Source organism: Acinetobacter lwoffii (genome assembly GCF_019343495.1).
In the GTDB taxonomy this organism is placed as follows: domain Bacteria; phylum Pseudomonadota; class Gammaproteobacteria; order Pseudomonadales; family Moraxellaceae; genus Acinetobacter; species Acinetobacter lwoffii_P.
This window is the reverse complement of record NZ_CP072549.1, coordinates 1709446-1727031: the sequence shown is the minus strand read 5'-3', so window position 1 is coordinate 1727031 and position 17586 is coordinate 1709446. Positions and strand designations below refer to the sequence as shown.

Here is a 17586-nt window from a genome sequence, read left to right as displayed (position 1 = left end):
AAAGCTTAATGCTGTGCATCTGCCGCAGCATCATTTTCAGCGATCAAGGCTTCCTGACGTGCTTTTCGTTCGGCACGTGCTTCAGCACTTAAACGCTGCTGTTCACTGTCCCAGCCTTCGTAGGCTTCAACAATTTTCTGTACCAGCTGATGACGTACCACATCACGCGAATGGAAACGGGTGATATGAATTTCAGGAATTTTATCAATCACACGCAAGGCATGTGACAGACCGGATTGCTGACCACGCGGTAAATCTACCTGAGTTACGTCGCCGGTAATCACGGCACGTGAACCAAAACCTAGGCGGGTCAGGAACATCTTCATCTGTTCAGGGGTGGTATTCTGCGCTTCATCCAGAATCACGAAAGAATGATTCAAGGTACGGCCACGCATATAAGCAAGCGGAGCCACTTCAATCACCTGACGTTCGATCAGCTTGGCCACTTTTTCAAAGCCAAGCATTTCATACAGCGCGTCATACAAGGGACGTAAATAAGGATCGATTTTCTGGGTTAAATCTCCCGGCAGGAAACCGAGTTTTTCACCGGCTTCAACCGCAGGACGAACCAGCAGAATGCGCTGGATTTCATTGCGCTCCAGCATATCCACTGCAGCTGCAACGGCGAGATAGGTTTTACCTGTACCGGCAGGGCCAATACCAAAAGAAATATCACTTTGCAGAATGCGCTGTACATAGCGTTTCTGGTTGGCACCACGCGGGTTGATCCGGCCTTTACGGGTTTGCAGCCAGACATTGTCCAGCCCCGTATGTTCCTGATCATCCAGATCTTGCTGAAGTTCACGGTCAGTCTGGCTGCCCTGAATCATCAGATGTAAAATATCTGCACTAATCTGCTGACTATGTTCAGATTCTTCATGAAGACGTTGCAAGAGCATTTCGGCTCTCTCAACGGCATCGATTCCACCATCAATAATAAAACTTTCTCCACGATGGGAGATTTTGACGTCTAAACGTTGTTCAATTTGCTTCAAATGGCCGTTATAGGCACCTAACATGGCTTGTATACGGTCCATCGAAATTCCAGGAAAAGCTACTGTACGTCGAATCGCTGCAGTCAAGAGTGTTCCTTATGAAGTGTGCGTTATATGCTCTACATTACGCCACGTCAGGCTCAAGATTCAAGAGCTCACCGTAAACTAAATTCAAAGTTTTAATTTCGGTAATTTCAATCTCGGCAAAGCGGCCTACCCAGGCAGGGTCACCAATAAAGTTAACATAACGGGTATTGTCCGCCGTACCAACCAGAATATTCGGATCTTTATCAGAAACTTTTTCGATCAGTACACGCTGGATAGTCCCGAGCATGGCATCCGTCTTGTCAATGCTTGAACGCTTAATCCATTGCTGAACTTTGGCCAGACGTTCTTTTTTCACATCTTCAGAAATCGTATCTTCCAGTTCTGCCGCAGGCGTACCCGGACGCTTTGAATAGATGAAACTATAAGAATGGTCGAAGTCTAAATCCTGAATAAACTGATAAGTCTCTTCAAAGTTTTCGTCAGTTTCACCAGGGAAACCAATGATAAAGTCTGAAGATAAATGCATATCTGGGCGAACTGCACGTAACTTTTTAATCTTCTCGATATAGACATCGATGGTGTGGTTACGCTTCATCGCTTGCAACACATCATTGGAACCGCTTTGTACCGGCAGATGCAGATGTGAAACCATTTGTGGCAGGTCACGATAGCACTGGATCAGGTCATCATTAAATTCCAGGGGATGCGAGGTGGTATAGCGAATACGGCCAATACCCGGAATGTCTGCAACCAAACGCAGCAAATCGGCAAAAGTACAGATATTGCCTTCGAAGGTTTCACCCCGGTAGCCATTTACGTTCTGACCCAACAGCGAAATTTCACGCACGCCTTTTTCTGCCAGACCTGCAATTTCAGCCAGGACATCATCTAGTGGACGAGAAACTTCTTCACCACGCGTATACGGCACCACGCAGAAAGAACAGTATTTGGAACAGCCTTCCATGATCGAGACAAAAGCTTTATAGCCTTCAACACGCGGTTCTGGCAGAAAGTCGAATTTCTCGATATCGGGGAAGGAAATATCCACCAGTTTGATTTTTTCTTTTTTCGGCTTTTCGATCTGCTCAAAATGCTGATCCAGCATTTGCGGCAAACGGTGCAGGGTTTGTGGACCAAAAATCATATCGACATAATTGGCACGTTTCTGGATGTTGTCGCCTTCCTGAGATGCCACACAGCCACCGACACCAATAATCAGATCAGGATTTTTATCTTTAAGCTTACGCCAGCGGCCTAGCTCGGAGAATACTTTCTCTTGGGCTTTTTCACGGATCGAGCAGGTATTCATCAGTAGAATATCGGCATCTTTAGGATCGGTGGTCAGCACATAGCCATGAGAATCGCCTAACAGGTCTGCCATACGGTGACTGTCGTACTCATTCATCTGACACCCTTGTGTTTCGATGTACAGTTTCTTGACTGAAGCATCGCTAACAGGGGTGTGCGCTGGCTGGGTAACAGTGTTTTCTGAGGCAGCTGGGGCACCATTCGGAATGAAGGTTTGAACCGTCATGTAGGCTCCTACAAGGTAATACGTTGAAAGAGTGAACGAACAGCCTGATTGATGCATCAAACAGGTGAATAAAAATTCAATTCACGGACTGAAATCTTGGAAAGGCGCATATTTTAGCAGGAAAGTTGCTTAAACTTATAGTTCAAATTAACTGTGGAAAAATATTGATTTATGGGCAAAAATTGTCTGTAGATTAATATTGCTTAATCATAAGGTTACATAACTGAACAATAGAGTTGGTTATAATCTTCAAACTAGCTCTTATGATATGCAACATGGGCAAAGCACAAAACCGATGATAGAAGGCAAAGGGATGTTGAAACACACTAAAACTATGTATAAATACTATAAATTAATTACTTTAAGTGTGGCATGTATCTGTTCAGCGAGTACACAGGCAGCAGAAGAACAATTTAATGATGCCTTGCGTGCAGCCAATGCAGGTAATACTGAACTGTTACAGCAATATCGTCTGTCTATGCAGAATGATGCCTTGGGCTATTATCCGGAATACTGGATTTTAAACCAGAATCTTGCCATGCAGCCTGTTAGTCAGATTATCAGTTTTGCCCAGCGTTACCCTCAATCCGCCATGGCTGAAAAGCTGGCAGCAGACTATGTCGAAGAAAAGGTAAAAATGGCAGACTTTAGTACTGCTCAACCGGTATTGCCTTATGTAACTAATGCTGATCCTGCCGAAGCCTGTGCAGTGGCACAAGTGCGCGCCAAAGCTGGCGATGAACTGGTCTATGCCGAGTTTAAAGAAGTCTGGTTAACCACCAATAGCCAACCCGATTCTTGTACTGGTTTAGGCCGGATGATGCTATCCAGTCCACTCATGACCTCAGAAGACCGTCAGCAGCGACTCTGGGGACAACTTCGTGCCGGACAGTCAGGTCAGGCCATTGCGACAGCGCAAGGCATTGGTCTAAATCTGTCTCTGGCACAACTGAATTCGATTCAGGCCAATCCCACTAATTATTTGTGGTCTGCGCCTAAAAGTACTGCGGCAGAGCATGCCTATCTGATTTATGCGCTGGGACGTCTGGCCGATAGCGATTTGGACTCAGCTTTGTCTATCGTCAAGCGGACCGCGGAAGGTACACCAGTACCGGTACAACGCGCCTTATATCGTGCTGTCGGTTATATCGGTGGTACCACAGTCATGAAAAACAACTTCAACCGGGAAGTGTTAAATGCGCTAGATGCCAGCTATGGTCTGCCATTTAGCCCGGAAGAAGCCGAGATTTATGCGCGTCAGGCGATTCGTTTTAGTGCCTGGGAAAGCCTGATTCGTGCGATTGACAGCATGAGCGTCAACCAGAAGCAGGAAGATCGCTGGCAATATTGGCTGGCTCGTGCTAGTGAACAACGTGCTGACCGTGCTTCCAAGCAGGCAGCAGAAAGTATTTATCGTAAGCTGGCGACCGGAGATGACTATCACAATCTTTTGGCACGCGACAAGCTGGGGCAGGTGACCGCGAGTACACCAACCCCGGCACAGCCATCCAATCAGGCTATGCAGCGCTTGAATCAGGATATTCATTTCCGCCGTGCTTTCACTTTACGTAATATCAGCGCCCCAGAGAACTACATTAACCGTGAATGGAACTGGGCAGTACGTCAGGCTTATCTAAAGAAAGATGATGACCTGTTGCTGGCTGCGGCAAAGCGTGCCATGGACATGGGTTGGCATGATCGGGCCATTTATGCCGCTGACCGTACCGCGAACAAACATAATTATAACTATCGTTATCCAATGCCACATCAGAATTACGTGGTCAGCCATAGTCGCAATGCGGGGATTGATCCGGCCTGGGCCTATGGTTTGATGCGTCAAGAAAGTCGTTTCAATACCGTCGCACGTTCACATGTCGGGGCGGGTGGTCTAATGCAGATTATGCCGGATACGGCCAAGTTGGTGGCGCGTCAAATGGGTGAGGCTTATAATCCGGCAGCACTCACCGATATGAATACCAATATTCGCTACGGAACATTCTATTTATCTACCATTCAGCGTCAGCTCAGCAATAGTCCAGTTCTGGCAACAGCAGGCTATAATGCCGGACCAAACCGTGCCCGCCGCTGGCAGCCAGAATTTCAGGGAATGGCCGCAGATCAATATACTGAAAGTATTCCTTTACTTGAAACCCGAGATTATGTGAAACATGTCATGACCAATGCCACGCATTACGGTATTTTATTAGGACAGGGGGCACAGTCAGTGGGTAAACGCATGCAACTGATACCATTACGAAATACACAATAAAATTAAAATTATTGGGGAATGGTAATTTATTCATGAAAATAATGAAGGATCGTCGAGTCTGGGCTGGATCGGTTGCGCTTGTAGTATTGGCCAGCAGTCAGGCAGCATTTGCTGCACCAACAGACTATGTCATGGATGTACAAATGGTCCCGGCCTTATGTAGCTTGTACCCGGAATATGCCAAGAAGCGAAAATGTCTGGAAGGTTATTCGCTGAATATCTCCGGCTTATATCCTCAGACTACATCACAAAATTGTACGACCAATAGCTCCGCGAAACTGTCACCACTGCAGTCCAAGGTAGTGGCCAGGATCATGCCGGATGACAATACCCGGACAATCTTATGGCGCAATATCGGTGGCTGCGTGCCGATGAATGCCAGTCAGTATTTCCGGACGATTATCAATTATGCAGATCGTCTCAAAGTTCCTGCGGAACTGACGGAACAGGAAAATCTTACGATTTCTGTCGATACGCTGCGGGCCAAATTTCTGAAAATTAATCCGCAATTACCGGGTAATGCCTTGCGATTCAACTGCCAGCAGACCCAGTCAGCCAGCGTGCTTACCTCGATCAAGGTCTGTTATCGTCCCAATGGCAATTACAAATCCTGTCCTGCCAACATTATTAATACATGCCCAAAAACTGTCACAATAAAAGGAACATACTGAGCTTTTTTGCCGATTTAATTTATATTTCCTATCAGACTTTAGGTGAAATCCGTCCTCTTTTATATGCATCTGGCAAAGGATTGGAGTACAATCTTTCGCGTTTACGATTATTAGATTAAATACTAACTATTTAATCGCATTGAATATCCTCAATTGGAGATAATTAGATGAAGCAAGCAGTTCGTGTTGCCGTTACTGGCGCTGCAGGTCAAATTGGTTACAGCCTATTATTCCGTATCGCAAGCGGCGAAATGCTAGGTAAAGATCAACCAGTGATTTTGCAATTGCTCGAAGTTCCTTTTGAGAAAGCTCAACAAGCGCTTAAAGGCGTAATGATGGAGCTTCAAGATTGTGCATTCCCATTACTAGAAGACATGATCGGTACTGATGATCCTAAAGTTGCATTTAAAGATGCTGACTATGCGTTATTAGTTGGTTCACGTCCACGTGGTCCAGGTATGGAACGTGCTGACCTGCTTAAAGTGAACGGTGAAATCTTCATCGGTCAAGGTCAAGCATTGAACGAAGCTGCAAGCCGTGACGTTAAAGTTCTAGTTGTTGGTAACCCTGCAAACACGAATGCTTACATCGCAATGAAATCTGCTCCAGATCTTCCAGCGAAAAACTTCACTGCAATGTTACGTCTTGACCACAACCGTGCTGCATCTCAAATTGCTGCTAAAACTGGTAAAGCGGTTAAAGACATCAAAAATCTTACAGTTTGGGGTAACCACTCTCCAACCATGTATGCCGACTACCGTTTTGCAACAATTAACGGCGAAAGCGTTAAAGACATGATCAACGACCAAGAATGGAATGCAAATACATTCCTTCCGACTGTTGGTAAACGTGGTGCTGCGATTATCGAAGCACGTGGTTTGTCTTCTGCTGCTTCTGCTGCTAACGCTGCAATCGACCATATGCGCGATTGGGCTCTTGGTACAAACGGCGAATGGGTAACGATGGGTATTCCTTCTGACGGTTCTTACGGTATTCCTGAAGGCGTAATGTTCGGTTTCCCTGTAACGACTGAAAACGGTGAATACAAAATCGTTCAAGGTCTAGAAATCGACGAATTCAGCCGTGAACGTATCAACGTTACGTTGAACGAACTTGAAGAAGAGCGCGCAGCAATTGCTGACATGCTTAAATAATTTAATCTGAACAGATTAAGTTGAAAAAGCACTCCATTTGGGGTGCTTTTTTTATGCCACTCACTTTAATCAACAAAAAATAACAAGCTGTGAAGGAGAGACAACTGAGTTTTCGCTATGAGCCATCTAAGGTAGAAACAAGATTATAGATAAAAAGATGGAGGTTCAGATGTTAGAGCAACGCGCCACCTTCGAACTTTTCTTTGAACAATTGGGTTTGGATTCGAGTCCGGAAGCGATTGACGAGTTTATTAGCACGCATCAAATTGGTATGGATGTGCCACTGCATAAAGCTCCTTTTTGGAGCAAATCACAGCATGACTTTCTGATCAGTCACTGGAAGAAAGATGATGACTGGGCCATTTTTGTCGATGTATTGAATGAACAATTACATATTGAGGCAGAGGGTTCAGGTACCTGTGACATACCGAGCCATAAATCAACCTAAGAATTCGAATCTCAACACGCTCATAATTTAACACTACGATGGAGTCTATTTATGCTTACGGAACAACAGTTAACTTTAGAATTATTATTTGAACAATTGGGTTTGCCTTCTGATGAAGCCTCAATTAATCAATTTACCCATACCCATCAATTGCCATCTGAAGTCGCATTGCCAGATGCCGAATTCTGGAGTGAGGGACAAAGTGCCTTCCTTCGTGAACATTGGCACCAAGATGATGAATGGATTGTCATTATTGACAAGTTAAATCAGCTTTTACATGTGGAAAGCGACAAACAAAGCGTTTAAATGCATTCGTACAAAATGAAACAACAAACCTAGTCAAATGACTAGGTTTTCTTTGTCTTATCTTATAAGTTAGATCTATAAATAATTGCAATTTATCTGATATAAGGAGGGCGCGATGCTCGCAAAGAACCAACCATGCTTAGAGCTCTTGTTTTCTCAGCTCGGTCTCGCCAATAGTCCTGCGGCTATTGAATTGTATATACGTACCCATCAACTGCCAGCAGGGTTGTCCTTGCACGATGCGCCGTTTTGGAATAAAGCTCAACGTTCATTGTTGATTAGCCATTTGGTACAAGATGATGATTGGGCAATTTGGATCGATGAACTGAATCAGCAATTGCACATGGACGCCTATAGACGCCAACCTGCTTAATCATTTTTCCTGTGCTTTTCTGATATTTAAAATAAGATGATATAGATTGCATTAAAAAACGCCTCATCTGAGGCGTTTTTGTTCTTTGGCTTAATGCATTTTGCTTTTTAATATTTTGTTAAACCATTCGTGCTGACGATAATCATTAAATGCATGATGCTGCTGTAATAATTCAAGCTCAAATTCGGCAGTCGTAGTGTATTTACCTAACCAGTGACGGGTCAGAGCAGGCTCATTTTTACTGGCGCTGGCATAGGCCAGGAAGAAATAAATATCGCCATGTTCATAACTGGCCATTGGTTTTAGAATTTGCTGGGTAATCAGGGCGAAATGGTGCTCTTTGGTCAATTCAAAGAACATCATATAGGCCTTGGCCAGATGCAAAGATAGGTTGATATACATGCGCAGCGGCATTTCTTCAAATTCTACCCGGCCTTGTTCCAGCAACACTACGGCTTCTTGCAGGAAATGTCGCTGTTCCTGACGCAGTTCACTTAAAGTCACCAGCTGTAAACGAAGATCAGCACGTTCAAGCGTTAATTCCGGCGTATTGCCTTTTAAATACAATTGGTCAGTTTCACCCAGACGTTGAATAATCTGTTTGGTCGTTAATCGCATCAACGCAATCCTCATTTCTCAATAATGGCTATATGAGGTTAAAAATTAAAATTTAAAGCGGCAGGTCGTCTTAGAGTAGTGAGGTATCACTTCTTAGCCAGGCGGTAATGGATAGGCGTTGCTGTTTAGAGATTAAAACTTCATGTAATAAATCGCTCTGGAACAGCGCCATTCGGTTTGGTTTTGGCTGGATAATATGCCACTGGCCATGTTTGTCCTGCAGGCGCAGTTCACCGCCCCAGTCCTTCTGCCATTGTTCATGTAAATAATACACAGTGGAAATCATCCGGCCATTTTTATCTTGAGGATTGTCGCGGTGCAGGGCATAGAACTCACCCGCGTGATAGCAAGCGAAATGTGCTTCGACATCTTTGATGCCTAAATAAAACGCGCGGTTTAAAATTTGAGAAAATTGTTGAAGGGTTTGGATGTGTCGGTGGGAAATTTGAAATTCAGGTTGTAACCAAAGAATATGATCACTACGGATGTTGCTGACGACGCCATTTTGAATGGCTGCATTACGAAATTTGTTTAAGTGGTTCAGGCATTCTTGACTCACCGCATGTTGATATTCGCTAGAGTAAGCATCGTCAATAATACTAAAGCCATGTTGATCTAAATCATCTAAGATTTGATCAACATTCCAATCCCCTGGGATGATAACTGCTTCCATTTTTTCAATTCTCGATAGTGTGGTAAAAAAAGGTCCGCTATTTTAGTTCAATAATCGTTTCTGAACGAAATAGTTTTTCATGTTAAAATAGCAATTGATCTTAGGAATAATTGAAACATGAATTACCGTCACTCTTACCACGCAGGCAACTTTGCCGATGTCATGAAGCACGTTTTATTGCTTCAGTTGTTGACTCGACTGAATGCAAAAGACAAACCTTATCGCTATGTAGATACACATGGTGGTGCAGGTAAATATGATTTGTCGACTGCCGAAGCGCAAAAATCAGGTGAGTTTTTAAACGGTATTCATCGTCTTATTAAGCTGGATGATTCGATCAAGCGTAATGCACCTGAAGGCGTACAACAATACTTGAAAATTGTTGAAAACATGCGTGAAAACTTTGGTAAGGGTGCTTATCCGGGTTCGCCGTGGTTTGCGCTAGAAGGCATGCGTGAAATTGATAAAGCGACCATTTTTGAAATGCAGCGTGATGTATTCCAGCAACTTCGTCATAATATTTTTGACAAGCGTGCCGGTTTGCATGAGCGTGATGCATACGAAGGTCTGTTGGCAGTCATTCCGCCAAAAGAAAAACGTGGTCTGGTGATGATCGATCCGCCATATGAACTGGAACGTAAAGATTTTCCGCAGTTGGTTGAGCTGCTGGTTGCCGCGTATAAGAAATGGCCGACAGGTGTATTTGCCGTTTGGTATCCAATTAAAGACCGTGCCATGATCGAACGCTTCGAGAAGAAAATGTTCAAGACTGGTATCCGCCGTCAACTGGTGTGTGAAGTTTGTGTATGGCCGGATGATACCCCTGTCGGCTTGAACGGTTGTGGTTTGCTGGTGATTAACCCGCCTTGGAAATTCTCTGAAGATGCAGATGAAGCGCTACAGTGGTTATTCCCGCATCTTCGCATGAGTGAAAATGGTGGTCACGCTGCAGTTCGCTGGTTAGTGGGCGAATAATTTTTTTCAAAGATCAGGTCATAGCTAGGATCGTCAAGAATGACAAATATAAGCAAACCGGAACGCGACTCTTCAACTGAAGTGCCTTTTGATGGCATCACCTTTGAGGTAGAAGAAGAGGAGCATACTCAGGAAGGGCAAAAAGTTAAGCGTCGAGGCATCTATCTATGGCCGAACCTGATTACAACAGCAGCGTTGTTGTCAGGTTTCTACTCGATTATTGCCAGTATGAATGGTGATTTTCAACAAGCGATTTATGCGATCTTTATTGCGGCATTGCTGGATGGACTAGATGGCCGTGTGGCACGTGCCATTGGTGCACAAAGTCCGTTTGGTGAACAGTTTGACTCGCTTTCTGACATGCTGGCTTTTGGTGTAGCTCCCGCTATTTTGATGTATAGCTGGGGCTTAAGTGATTTGGGCCGTATTGGTCTGGCAGCCTGTTTTGTCTATACCGCATGTGCTGCTTTCCGTCTGGCACGTTTTAATGTACAGATTGGTGTGGTCGATAAACGTTATTTTATTGGTGTCGCAAGTCCTCTGGCTGCCATCATGATTGTGTCACTGGTCTGGGTCGGTCTGGATTTTCCAGAAATCTTTGATATTCGTGAACCTTCTCTTCAGGTCATTAATGCAGTGGTCATCATTGCGGTAGGCTTGTTGATGATTTCCAATATCAAATACTATTCATTTAAAACTGTAGAACGTAAACGGGTTCCATTTTTTGTCCTACCAATTGCCGTATTCGTCTTTGCAGCGATGACTTATAATATTCCTGTCGGCATTCTGGTCATTTCTATTCTCTATGCCTTGTCTGGTTTTGTAACCACCTTTATGGCAAAAAGATCGAGTACATTATAAAAAGATAAGGAGTCTGAGATGCGGTTTCTTCAAGATTTTTTAGATCGTTCGAAACAGCTGAATCAGACTCCTACTGTTTCGCGCCATCCCGCCTATCATGGCCCCACCTCAAAATATAAAATTATTCATCAGGGTTTGATGATCCCCGGGCTTCCGGCACCCCTCTATTATTTAAACTTTCTGAGTATTATCGGGCAACCCAATGCACCCATGCTGGCAAACCCGAGTGCAATCGAAACCACAGCCTTAGACACCGCCACCGTGATTTGCAGTTCGAGCCCACATATGGTGGGACAATTGCATCACTATTCGGTCAAGCAGGACTGTCATTTTAGATCAGGTCTGTTTCAGTTTCTGGATCGTGAGCAATTGAGCGGAAGTTTTCCAAATTTTCGTTTGCAGCGTTCTGACTCGGAACTCAGTTTTGATTTAAATATTCAAACCACTCAACTGATTTCTCATTTTACCCAAATGCGGTTTTCCTTGGCAGATCACTGGTCTTTGCTATGTCATTGTCAGGGAACGGTGAACTATAAAGCGCAGCAATATACGATCGATGGTCTTGGAAGCTTTGAATACGCGCGGAGTTTTAACTTTCCTTATCTACCTTTGGCCTTCCTGACTTATCAAATTATTAATCTCAGTGAAAACAGGCAACTGTTGTTGGCGCAGATTCGGGATGGTTTTAATCGTATTGTTCAGTCGCGGATATATCTCCGTGATTTAAAAAACATGCGGACCCAAATGTTCGATCGAAAAGTTTATTTTAAAGTTCATCGTGTTTATCCGTGTGTCACGACACCTAATGGGCAGAGTATGTATTTGCCGCGCGAATTTGAATGGTGTTATGAAAATGCAGACGGTACTTGTATCTGGGTACAAGGGCAAAGTCGTGGAGATTTTAAATTTGGCCTGGCAGCGGGCTATGTAGGAAGTTTTAGTTATCAAGTGAAAATAAATGAAGAAACCGAAAGTGGGGAAGGGGGCTATTGTGAATACATAGATTGTCGGCCTTTACGCTTTCAGGAACAGAATAAAACAGAAAAAAGATTAAGTCATTTATCCAATTCAGTCCCTTTACTGCTCAAGAAATGAAGAAAAGTGCGATTTTTGTAGAATAAATAAACAGTCGTGATATTTTTGCTGAATTATTTAAAAATAGGTGTTGCAAGCGTTCTGAAATGCTGTAGAATGCACATCCATCGGCGGTGATGAAGATTAAAACTTCTGATAAAACAGTGACTTAGTTAAGTTTGATTGAGTTGGGTTTTAGAAATAAAGTTTAAAAATAGTTTTCATTACTGGTTGACTTTCTAGAGATAGAGAGTAATATAGCCGACCTAGCTTGCTGGTGACGAATCAGCAAGAAGATCATTAAGAGATTATGAAGAACAACTTGTGTGGATTTTTACTGGTTGATTGATCGAAATTATTTTCATTGATTGATGGTAGAAATTACTCGAAGTTTATTTGAGAAATATTTGTCAGAAAATTGATGAGCCAAGATTGGTGCCCTTTAAGGCACTACATAGTATTAAACTGAAGAGTTTGATCATGGCTCAGATTGAACGCTGGCGGCAGGCTTAACACATGCAAGTCGAGCGGGGAAGAGTAGCTTGCTACTTGACCTAGCGGCGGACGGGTGAGTAATGCTTAGGAATCTGCCTATTAGTGGGGGACAACATCTCGAAAGGGATGCTAATACCGCATACGTCCTACGGGAGAAAGCAGGGGACCTTCGGGCCTTGCGCTAATAGATGAGCCTAAGTCGGATTAGCTAGTTGGTGGGGTAAAGGCCTACCAAGGCGACGATCTGTAGCGGGTCTGAGAGGATGATCCGCCACACTGGGACTGAGACACGGCCCAGACTCCTACGGGAGGCAGCAGTGGGGAATATTGGACAATGGGGGGAACCCTGATCCAGCCATGCCGCGTGTGTGAAGAAGGCCTTTTGGTTGTAAAGCACTTTAAGCGAGGAGGAGGCTACCGAGATTAATACTCTTGGATAGTGGACGTTACTCGCAGAATAAGCACCGGCTAACTCTGTGCCAGCAGCCGCGGTAATACAGAGGGTGCAAGCGTTAATCGGATTTACTGGGCGTAAAGCGCGCGTAGGTGGCCAATTAAGTCAAATGTGAAATCCCCGAGCTTAACTTGGGAATTGCATTCGATACTGGTTGGCTAGAGTATGGGAGAGGATGGTAGAATTCCAGGTGTAGCGGTGAAATGCGTAGAGATCTGGAGGAATACCGATGGCGAAGGCAGCCATCTGGCCTAATACTGACACTGAGGTGCGAAAGCATGGGGAGCAAACAGGATTAGATACCCTGGTAGTCCATGCCGTAAACGATGTCTACTAGCCGTTGGGGTCTTTGAGACTTTAGTGGCGCAGCTAACGCGATAAGTAGACCGCCTGGGGAGTACGGTCGCAAGACTAAAACTCAAATGAATTGACGGGGGCCCGCACAAGCGGTGGAGCATGTGGTTTAATTCGATGCAACGCGAAGAACCTTACCTGGTCTTGACATAGTAAGAACTTTCCAGAGATGGATTGGTGCCTTCGGGAACTTACATACAGGTGCTGCATGGCTGTCGTCAGCTCGTGTCGTGAGATGTTGGGTTAAGTCCCGCAACGAGCGCAACCCTTTTCCTTATTTGCCAGCGGGTTAAGCCGGGAACTTTAAGGATACTGCCAGTGACAAACTGGAGGAAGGCGGGGACGACGTCAAGTCATCATGGCCCTTACGACCAGGGCTACACACGTGCTACAATGGTCGGTACAAAGGGTTGCTACCACGCGAGTGGATGCTAATCTCAAAAAGCCGATCGTAGTCCGGATTGGAGTCTGCAACTCGACTCCATGAAGTCGGAATCGCTAGTAATCGCGGATCAGAATGCCGCGGTGAATACGTTCCCGGGCCTTGTACACACCGCCCGTCACACCATGGGAGTTTGTTGCACCAGAAGTAGGTAGTCTAACCTTAGGGGGGACGCTTACCACGGTGTGGCAGATGACTGGGGTGAAGTCGTAACAAGGTAGCCGTAGGGGAACCTGCGGCTGGATCACCTCCTTAACGAAAGATTGACGATTGGTAAGAATCCACAACAAGTTGTTCTTCATACGATGTATCTGAGGGTCTGTAGCTCAGTTGGTTAGAGCACACGCTTGATAAGCGTGGGGTCACAAGTTCAAGTCTTGTCAGACCCACCACTACTGACGAAGTACGGAAAATCAGAAACATTGACTTATTGATAAGCTGGGGACTTAGCTTAGTTGGTAGAGCGCCTGCTTTGCACGCAGGAGGTCAGGAGTTCGACTCTCCTAGTCTCCACCATACATTCCTACGGAATGTATAAAGACAAAAGCTAATAAATAGACAATCAGTTGATTGTTAGTTTAGTCCTTAAGCGATCAAGTGTTTAGATCCTAGAGATTAGCAAGTACAAGCGTTATGATACGCGCACTTGATAATCTCTGTGATTTATCACAGTTTCCTGACCTGACGAAGGCTGGAAAAATCATTAACAGAATATATTTGAGTTGAAATAATTTGTTCAAACTCGTTTCAAGTAGGCAACTACAAGAAATGAGTTCTAGCGAAATTAACTGAATCAAGCGTTTTGGTATATGAATCTAATTGAAGCTGTACAGTAGTTAAATCTACGAAACGCCAACTGTATGAGAGTGTTGAAAGACACGATCTGTTGCTTATCCTACTTGTAAGGATAAACGACTGTTTGGGGTTGTATAGTCAAGTAATTAAGTGCATGTGGTGGATGCCTTGGCAGTCAGAGGCGAAGAAAGACGTGATAGCCTGCGAAAAGCTCCGGGGAGGCGGCAAATATCCTGTGATCCGGAGATGTCTGAATGGGGAAACCCACTTACCATAAGGTAGGTATTGCAACATGAATACATAGTGTTGCAAGGCGAACGAGGGGAAGTGAAACATCTCAGTACCCTTAGGAAAAGAAATCAATTGAGATTCCCTCAGTAGCGGCGAGCGAAAGGGGAAGAGCCCATTAAGTCATATAAGTTCTAGTGGAACGCTCTGGGAAGTGCGACCGTAGACGGTGATAGTCCTGTACACGAAAGGGCTTATATGATGATGTCGAGTAGGGCGAGGCACGTGAAACCTTGTCTGAATATGGGGGGACCATCCTCCAAGGCTAAATACTCCTGACTGACCGATAGTGAACCAGTACCGTGAGGGAAAGGCGAAAAGAACCCCTGTGAGGGGAGTGAAATAGATCCTGAAACCGCATGCATACAAGCAGTGGGAGCCGGCTTAGTCCGGTGACTGCGTACCTTTTGTATAATGGGTCAGCGACTTATATTCAGTAGCGAGGTTAACCGAATAGGGGAGCCGTAGGGAAACCGAGTCTTAATAGGGCGTTTAGTTGCTGGGTATAGACCCGAAACCAGGTGATCTATCCATGAGCAGGTTGAAGGTTGGGTAACACTAACTGGAGGACCGAACCCACTGTCGTTGAAAAGCCAGGGGATGACTTGTGGATAGGGGTGAAAGGCTAATCAAACTTGGTGATAGCTGGTTCTCCCCGAAAGCTATTTAGGTAGCGCCTCGGACGAATACCATTGGGGGTAGAGCACTGTTTCGGCTAGGGGGTCATCCCGACTTACCAAACCGATGCAAACTCCGAATACCAATGAGTACTATCCGGGAGACAGACTGCGGGTGCTAACGTCCGTAGTCAAGAGGAAAACAATCCAGACCGCCAGCTAAGGCCCCAAAATTATAGTTAAGTGGGAAACGATGTGGGAAGGCATAGACAGCTAGGAGGTTGGCTTAGAAGCAGCCACCCTTTAAAGAAAGCGTAATAGCTCACTAGTCGAGTCGGCCTGCGCGGAAGATGTAACGGGGCTAAAACTATATGCCGAAGCTGCGGATGCATAATTTATTATGCGTGGTAGGGGAGCGTTCTGTAAGCCGATGAAGGTGGATTGAGAAGTCTGCTGGAGGTATCAGAAGTGCGAATGCTGACGTGAGTAACGACAATGCGAGTGAAAAACTCGCACGCTGAAAGACCAAGGGTTCCAGTCCAACGTTAATCGGGGCTGGGTGAGTCGACCCCTAAGGCGAGGCCGAGAGGCGTAGTCGATGGGAAATTGGTTAATATTCCAATACTTCTGTGTAATGCGATGAGAGGACGGAGAAGGTTAAGTCAGCCTGGCGTTGGTTGTCCAGGTGGAAGGTTGTAGGCATGTATCTTAGGCAAATCCGGGGTACTCTATGCTGAGAACTGATAGCAAGCTGTACTTGTACAGTGAAGTGGCTGATACCATGCTTCCAGGAAAAGTCTCTAAGCTTCAGTTACACAGGAATCGTACCCGAAACCGACACAGGTGGTCAGGTCGAGTAGACCAAAGCGCTTGAGAGAACTCTGCTGAAGGAACTAGGCAAAATGGTACCGTAACTTCGGGAGAAGGTACGCTGTTGTCGGTGATAGGACTTGCTCCTTGAGCGGGCGACAGCCTCAGAAACCAGGCCCCTGCAACTGTTTATTAAAAACATAGCACTCTGCAAACACGAAAGTGGACGTATAGGGTGTGATGCCTGCCCGGTGCTGGAAGGTTAATTGATGGGGTTAGCGTAAGCGAAGCTCTTGATCGAAGCCCCAGTAAACGGCGGCCGTAACTATAACGGTCCTAAGGTAGCGAAATTCCTTGTCGGGTAAGTTCCGACCTGCACGAATGGCATAATGATGGGGGCGCTGTCTCCAGCAGAGACTCAGTGAAATCGAATTCGCCGTGAAGATGCGGTGTACCCGCGGCTAGACGGAAAGACCCCGTGAACCTTTACTGCAGCTTGACATTGAACTTTGATCTTACTTGTGTAGGATAGGTGGGAGGCTTTGAAGTCGCGACGCTAGTTGCGATGGAGCCGTCCTTGAAATACCACCCTGGTAATATTGAGGTTCTAACTCTGTCCCGTTATCCGGGACGAGGACCATGTCTGGTGGGTAGTTTGACTGGGGCGGTCTCCTCCTAAAGAGTAACGGAGGAGTACGAAGGTGCGCTCAGCGTGGTCGGAAATCACGCGTAGAGTATAAAGGCAAAAGCGCGCTTAACTGCGAGACCCACAAGTCGAGCAGGTACGAAAGTAGGTCTTAGTGATCCGGTGGTTCTGTATGGAAGGGCCATCGCTCAACGGATAAAAGGTACTCTGGGGATAACAGGCTGATACCGCCCAAGAGTTCATATCGACGGCGGTGTTTGGCACCTCGATGTCGGCTCATCTCATCCTGGGGCTGAAGCAGGTCCCAAGGGTATGGCTGTTCGCCATTTAAAGAGGTACGCGAGCTGGGTTTAGAACGTCGTGAGACAGTTCGGTCCCTATCTACCGTGGGCGTTGGAAATTTGAGAGGATCTGCTCCTAGTACGAGAGGACCAGAGTGGACGAACCTCTGGTGTACCGGTTGTCACGCCAGTGGCATCGCCGGGTAGCTATGTTCGGAAGGGATAACCGCTGAAAGCATCTAAGCGGGAAGCCTACCTCAAGATAAGATTTCCCCGAGACTTTATGTCTCCTAAAGAGCCGTTGAAGACTACGACGTTGATAGGTTGGATGTGGAAGCATAGTGATATGTGAAGCTGACCAATACTAATTGCTCGTGAGGCTTGACTATACAACACCCAAACAGT

Annotated in this window: 13 protein-coding genes, 2 tRNA genes and 2 rRNA genes; 13 read left to right on the top strand and 4 right to left on the bottom strand. The window is 45.5% G+C overall.

Features of this window, described 5'->3' with window-relative positions; all coding sequences use genetic code 11:
* Positions 1-5: 5 nt before the first annotated feature.
* Positions 6-1082 (bottom strand): PhoH family protein, encoded by a 1077-nt coding sequence (locus J7649_RS08125; RefSeq protein ID WP_219307325.1) that lies wholly within the window; start codon positions 1080-1082, stop codon positions 6-8.
* A gap of 37 nt (positions 1083-1119) precedes the next feature.
* The gene (gene miaB / locus J7649_RS08120; protein ID WP_071850832.1) at positions 1120-2577 is read right to left on the bottom strand and encodes a tRNA (N6-isopentenyl adenosine(37)-C2)-methylthiotransferase MiaB; all 1458 of its coding nucleotides are present in this window, start codon (positions 2575-2577) and stop codon (positions 1120-1122) included.
* A gap of 334 nt (positions 2578-2911) precedes the next feature.
* Here miaB and J7649_RS08115 point away from each other — a divergent pair, with 334 nt between their 5' ends.
* From J7649_RS08115 to J7649_RS08090, 6 genes are all read left to right on the top strand, one after another.
* The gene (locus J7649_RS08115; RefSeq protein ID WP_219310080.1) at positions 2912-4846 is read left to right on the top strand and encodes a lytic transglycosylase domain-containing protein; all 1935 of its coding nucleotides are present in this window, start codon (positions 2912-2914) and stop codon (positions 4844-4846) included.
* A gap of 32 nt (positions 4847-4878) precedes the next feature.
* Positions 4879-5517, top strand: coding sequence for a ribonuclease T2 family protein (locus J7649_RS08110; RefSeq protein WP_005108634.1), 639 nt, complete (start codon positions 4879-4881; stop codon positions 5515-5517).
* Positions 5518-5684: 167 nt separating this feature from the next.
* Positions 5685-6671 (top strand): malate dehydrogenase, encoded by a 987-nt coding sequence (locus J7649_RS08105; RefSeq protein WP_219307323.1) that lies wholly within the window; start codon positions 5685-5687, stop codon positions 6669-6671.
* 169 nt (positions 6672-6840) lie between these two features.
* Positions 6841-7119, top strand: coding sequence for a DUF2789 family protein (locus J7649_RS08100; RefSeq protein WP_213686840.1), 279 nt, complete (start codon positions 6841-6843; stop codon positions 7117-7119).
* Positions 7120-7170: 51 nt separating this feature from the next.
* Entirely contained in the window at positions 7171-7425 is a 255-nt protein-coding gene (locus tag J7649_RS08095) for a DUF2789 family protein (protein WP_004645105.1), read from the top strand.
* Between the two features lie 115 nt (positions 7426-7540).
* Positions 7541-7798, top strand: a complete 258-nt coding sequence (locus J7649_RS08090) for a DUF2789 family protein (protein ID WP_004281426.1) — start codon at positions 7541-7543, stop codon at positions 7796-7798.
* 90 nt (positions 7799-7888) lie between these two features.
* On the opposite strand, the gene J7649_RS08085 is transcribed toward J7649_RS08090, so the two are convergent.
* Positions 7889-8416: a hypothetical protein gene (locus J7649_RS08085; protein WP_004281425.1), complete on the bottom strand. Its 528-nt coding sequence runs from the start codon at positions 8414-8416 to the stop codon at positions 7889-7891.
* 70 nt (positions 8417-8486) lie between these two features.
* Positions 8487-9089 carry a 2OG-Fe(II) oxygenase gene (locus J7649_RS08080; RefSeq protein WP_219307321.1) on the bottom strand — a complete coding sequence of 201 codons (603 nt, stop codon included), beginning with the start codon at positions 9087-9089 and terminating at the stop codon, positions 8487-8489.
* A gap of 117 nt (positions 9090-9206) precedes the next feature.
* Here J7649_RS08080 and J7649_RS08075 point away from each other — a divergent pair, with 117 nt between their 5' ends.
* From J7649_RS08075 to J7649_RS08045, 7 genes are all read left to right on the top strand, one after another.
* On the top strand, positions 9207-10064 hold the full coding sequence (locus J7649_RS08075) for a 23S rRNA (adenine(2030)-N(6))-methyltransferase RlmJ (RefSeq protein ID WP_004281423.1): 858 nt from the start codon (positions 9207-9209) through the stop codon (positions 10062-10064).
* Positions 10065-10103: 39 nt separating this feature from the next.
* Entirely contained in the window at positions 10104-10925 is an 822-nt protein-coding gene (gene pssA / locus J7649_RS08070; protein ID WP_005108642.1) for a CDP-diacylglycerol--serine O-phosphatidyltransferase, read from the top strand.
* An 18-nt stretch (positions 10926-10943) separates the two neighbouring features.
* Positions 10944-12020 carry a DUF6670 family protein gene (locus J7649_RS08065; protein WP_159138922.1) on the top strand — a complete coding sequence of 359 codons (1077 nt, stop codon included), beginning with the start codon at positions 10944-10946 and terminating at the stop codon, positions 12018-12020.
* Positions 12021-12461: 441 nt separating this feature from the next.
* Positions 12462-13999, top strand: a 16S ribosomal RNA gene (locus J7649_RS08060).
* Positions 14000-14059: 60 nt separating this feature from the next.
* Positions 14060-14136: transfer RNA gene (locus tag J7649_RS08055), tRNA-Ile, on the top strand.
* Positions 14137-14184: 48 nt separating this feature from the next.
* A tRNA-Ala gene (locus J7649_RS08050) sits at positions 14185-14260 on the top strand.
* A 415-nt stretch (positions 14261-14675) separates the two neighbouring features.
* Positions 14676-17570 (top strand): 23S ribosomal RNA (locus J7649_RS08045).
* Together the 16S and 23S rRNA genes with 2 tRNA genes alongside form the textbook arrangement of a ribosomal RNA operon.
* The last annotated feature ends 16 nt before the right edge of the window (positions 17571-17586 follow it).

What these genes read in the sequence shown, in the direction of transcription:
- miaB (WP_071850832.1), bottom strand. Translation starts at nt 2,577, where the DNA reads ATGACGGTTCAAACCTTCATTCCGAATGGTGCCCCAGCTGCCTCAGAA.
- J7649_RS08115 (WP_219310080.1), top strand. Translation starts at nt 2,912, where the DNA reads ATGTATAAATACTATAAATTAATTACTTTAAGTGTGGCATGTATCTGT.
- J7649_RS08110 (WP_005108634.1), top strand. Translation starts at nt 4,879, where the DNA reads ATGAAAATAATGAAGGATCGTCGAGTCTGGGCTGGATCGGTTGCGCTT.
- J7649_RS08105 (WP_219307323.1), top strand. Translation starts at nt 5,685, where the DNA reads ATGAAGCAAGCAGTTCGTGTTGCCGTTACTGGCGCTGCAGGTCAAATT.
- J7649_RS08100 (WP_213686840.1), top strand. Translation starts at nt 6,841, where the DNA reads ATGTTAGAGCAACGCGCCACCTTCGAACTTTTCTTTGAACAATTGGGT.
- J7649_RS08095 (WP_004645105.1), top strand. Translation starts at nt 7,171, where the DNA reads ATGCTTACGGAACAACAGTTAACTTTAGAATTATTATTTGAACAATTG.
- J7649_RS08090 (WP_004281426.1), top strand. Translation starts at nt 7,541, where the DNA reads ATGCTCGCAAAGAACCAACCATGCTTAGAGCTCTTGTTTTCTCAGCTC.
- J7649_RS08085 (WP_004281425.1), bottom strand. Translation starts at nt 8,416, where the DNA reads ATGCGATTAACGACCAAACAGATTATTCAACGTCTGGGTGAAACTGAC.
- J7649_RS08080 (WP_219307321.1), bottom strand. Translation starts at nt 9,089, where the DNA reads ATGGAAGCAGTTATCATCCCAGGGGATTGGAATGTTGATCAAATCTTA.
- J7649_RS08075 (WP_004281423.1), top strand. Translation starts at nt 9,207, where the DNA reads ATGAATTACCGTCACTCTTACCACGCAGGCAACTTTGCCGATGTCATG.
- pssA (WP_005108642.1), top strand. Translation starts at nt 10,104, where the DNA reads ATGACAAATATAAGCAAACCGGAACGCGACTCTTCAACTGAAGTGCCT.
- J7649_RS08065 (WP_159138922.1), top strand. Translation starts at nt 10,944, where the DNA reads ATGCGGTTTCTTCAAGATTTTTTAGATCGTTCGAAACAGCTGAATCAG.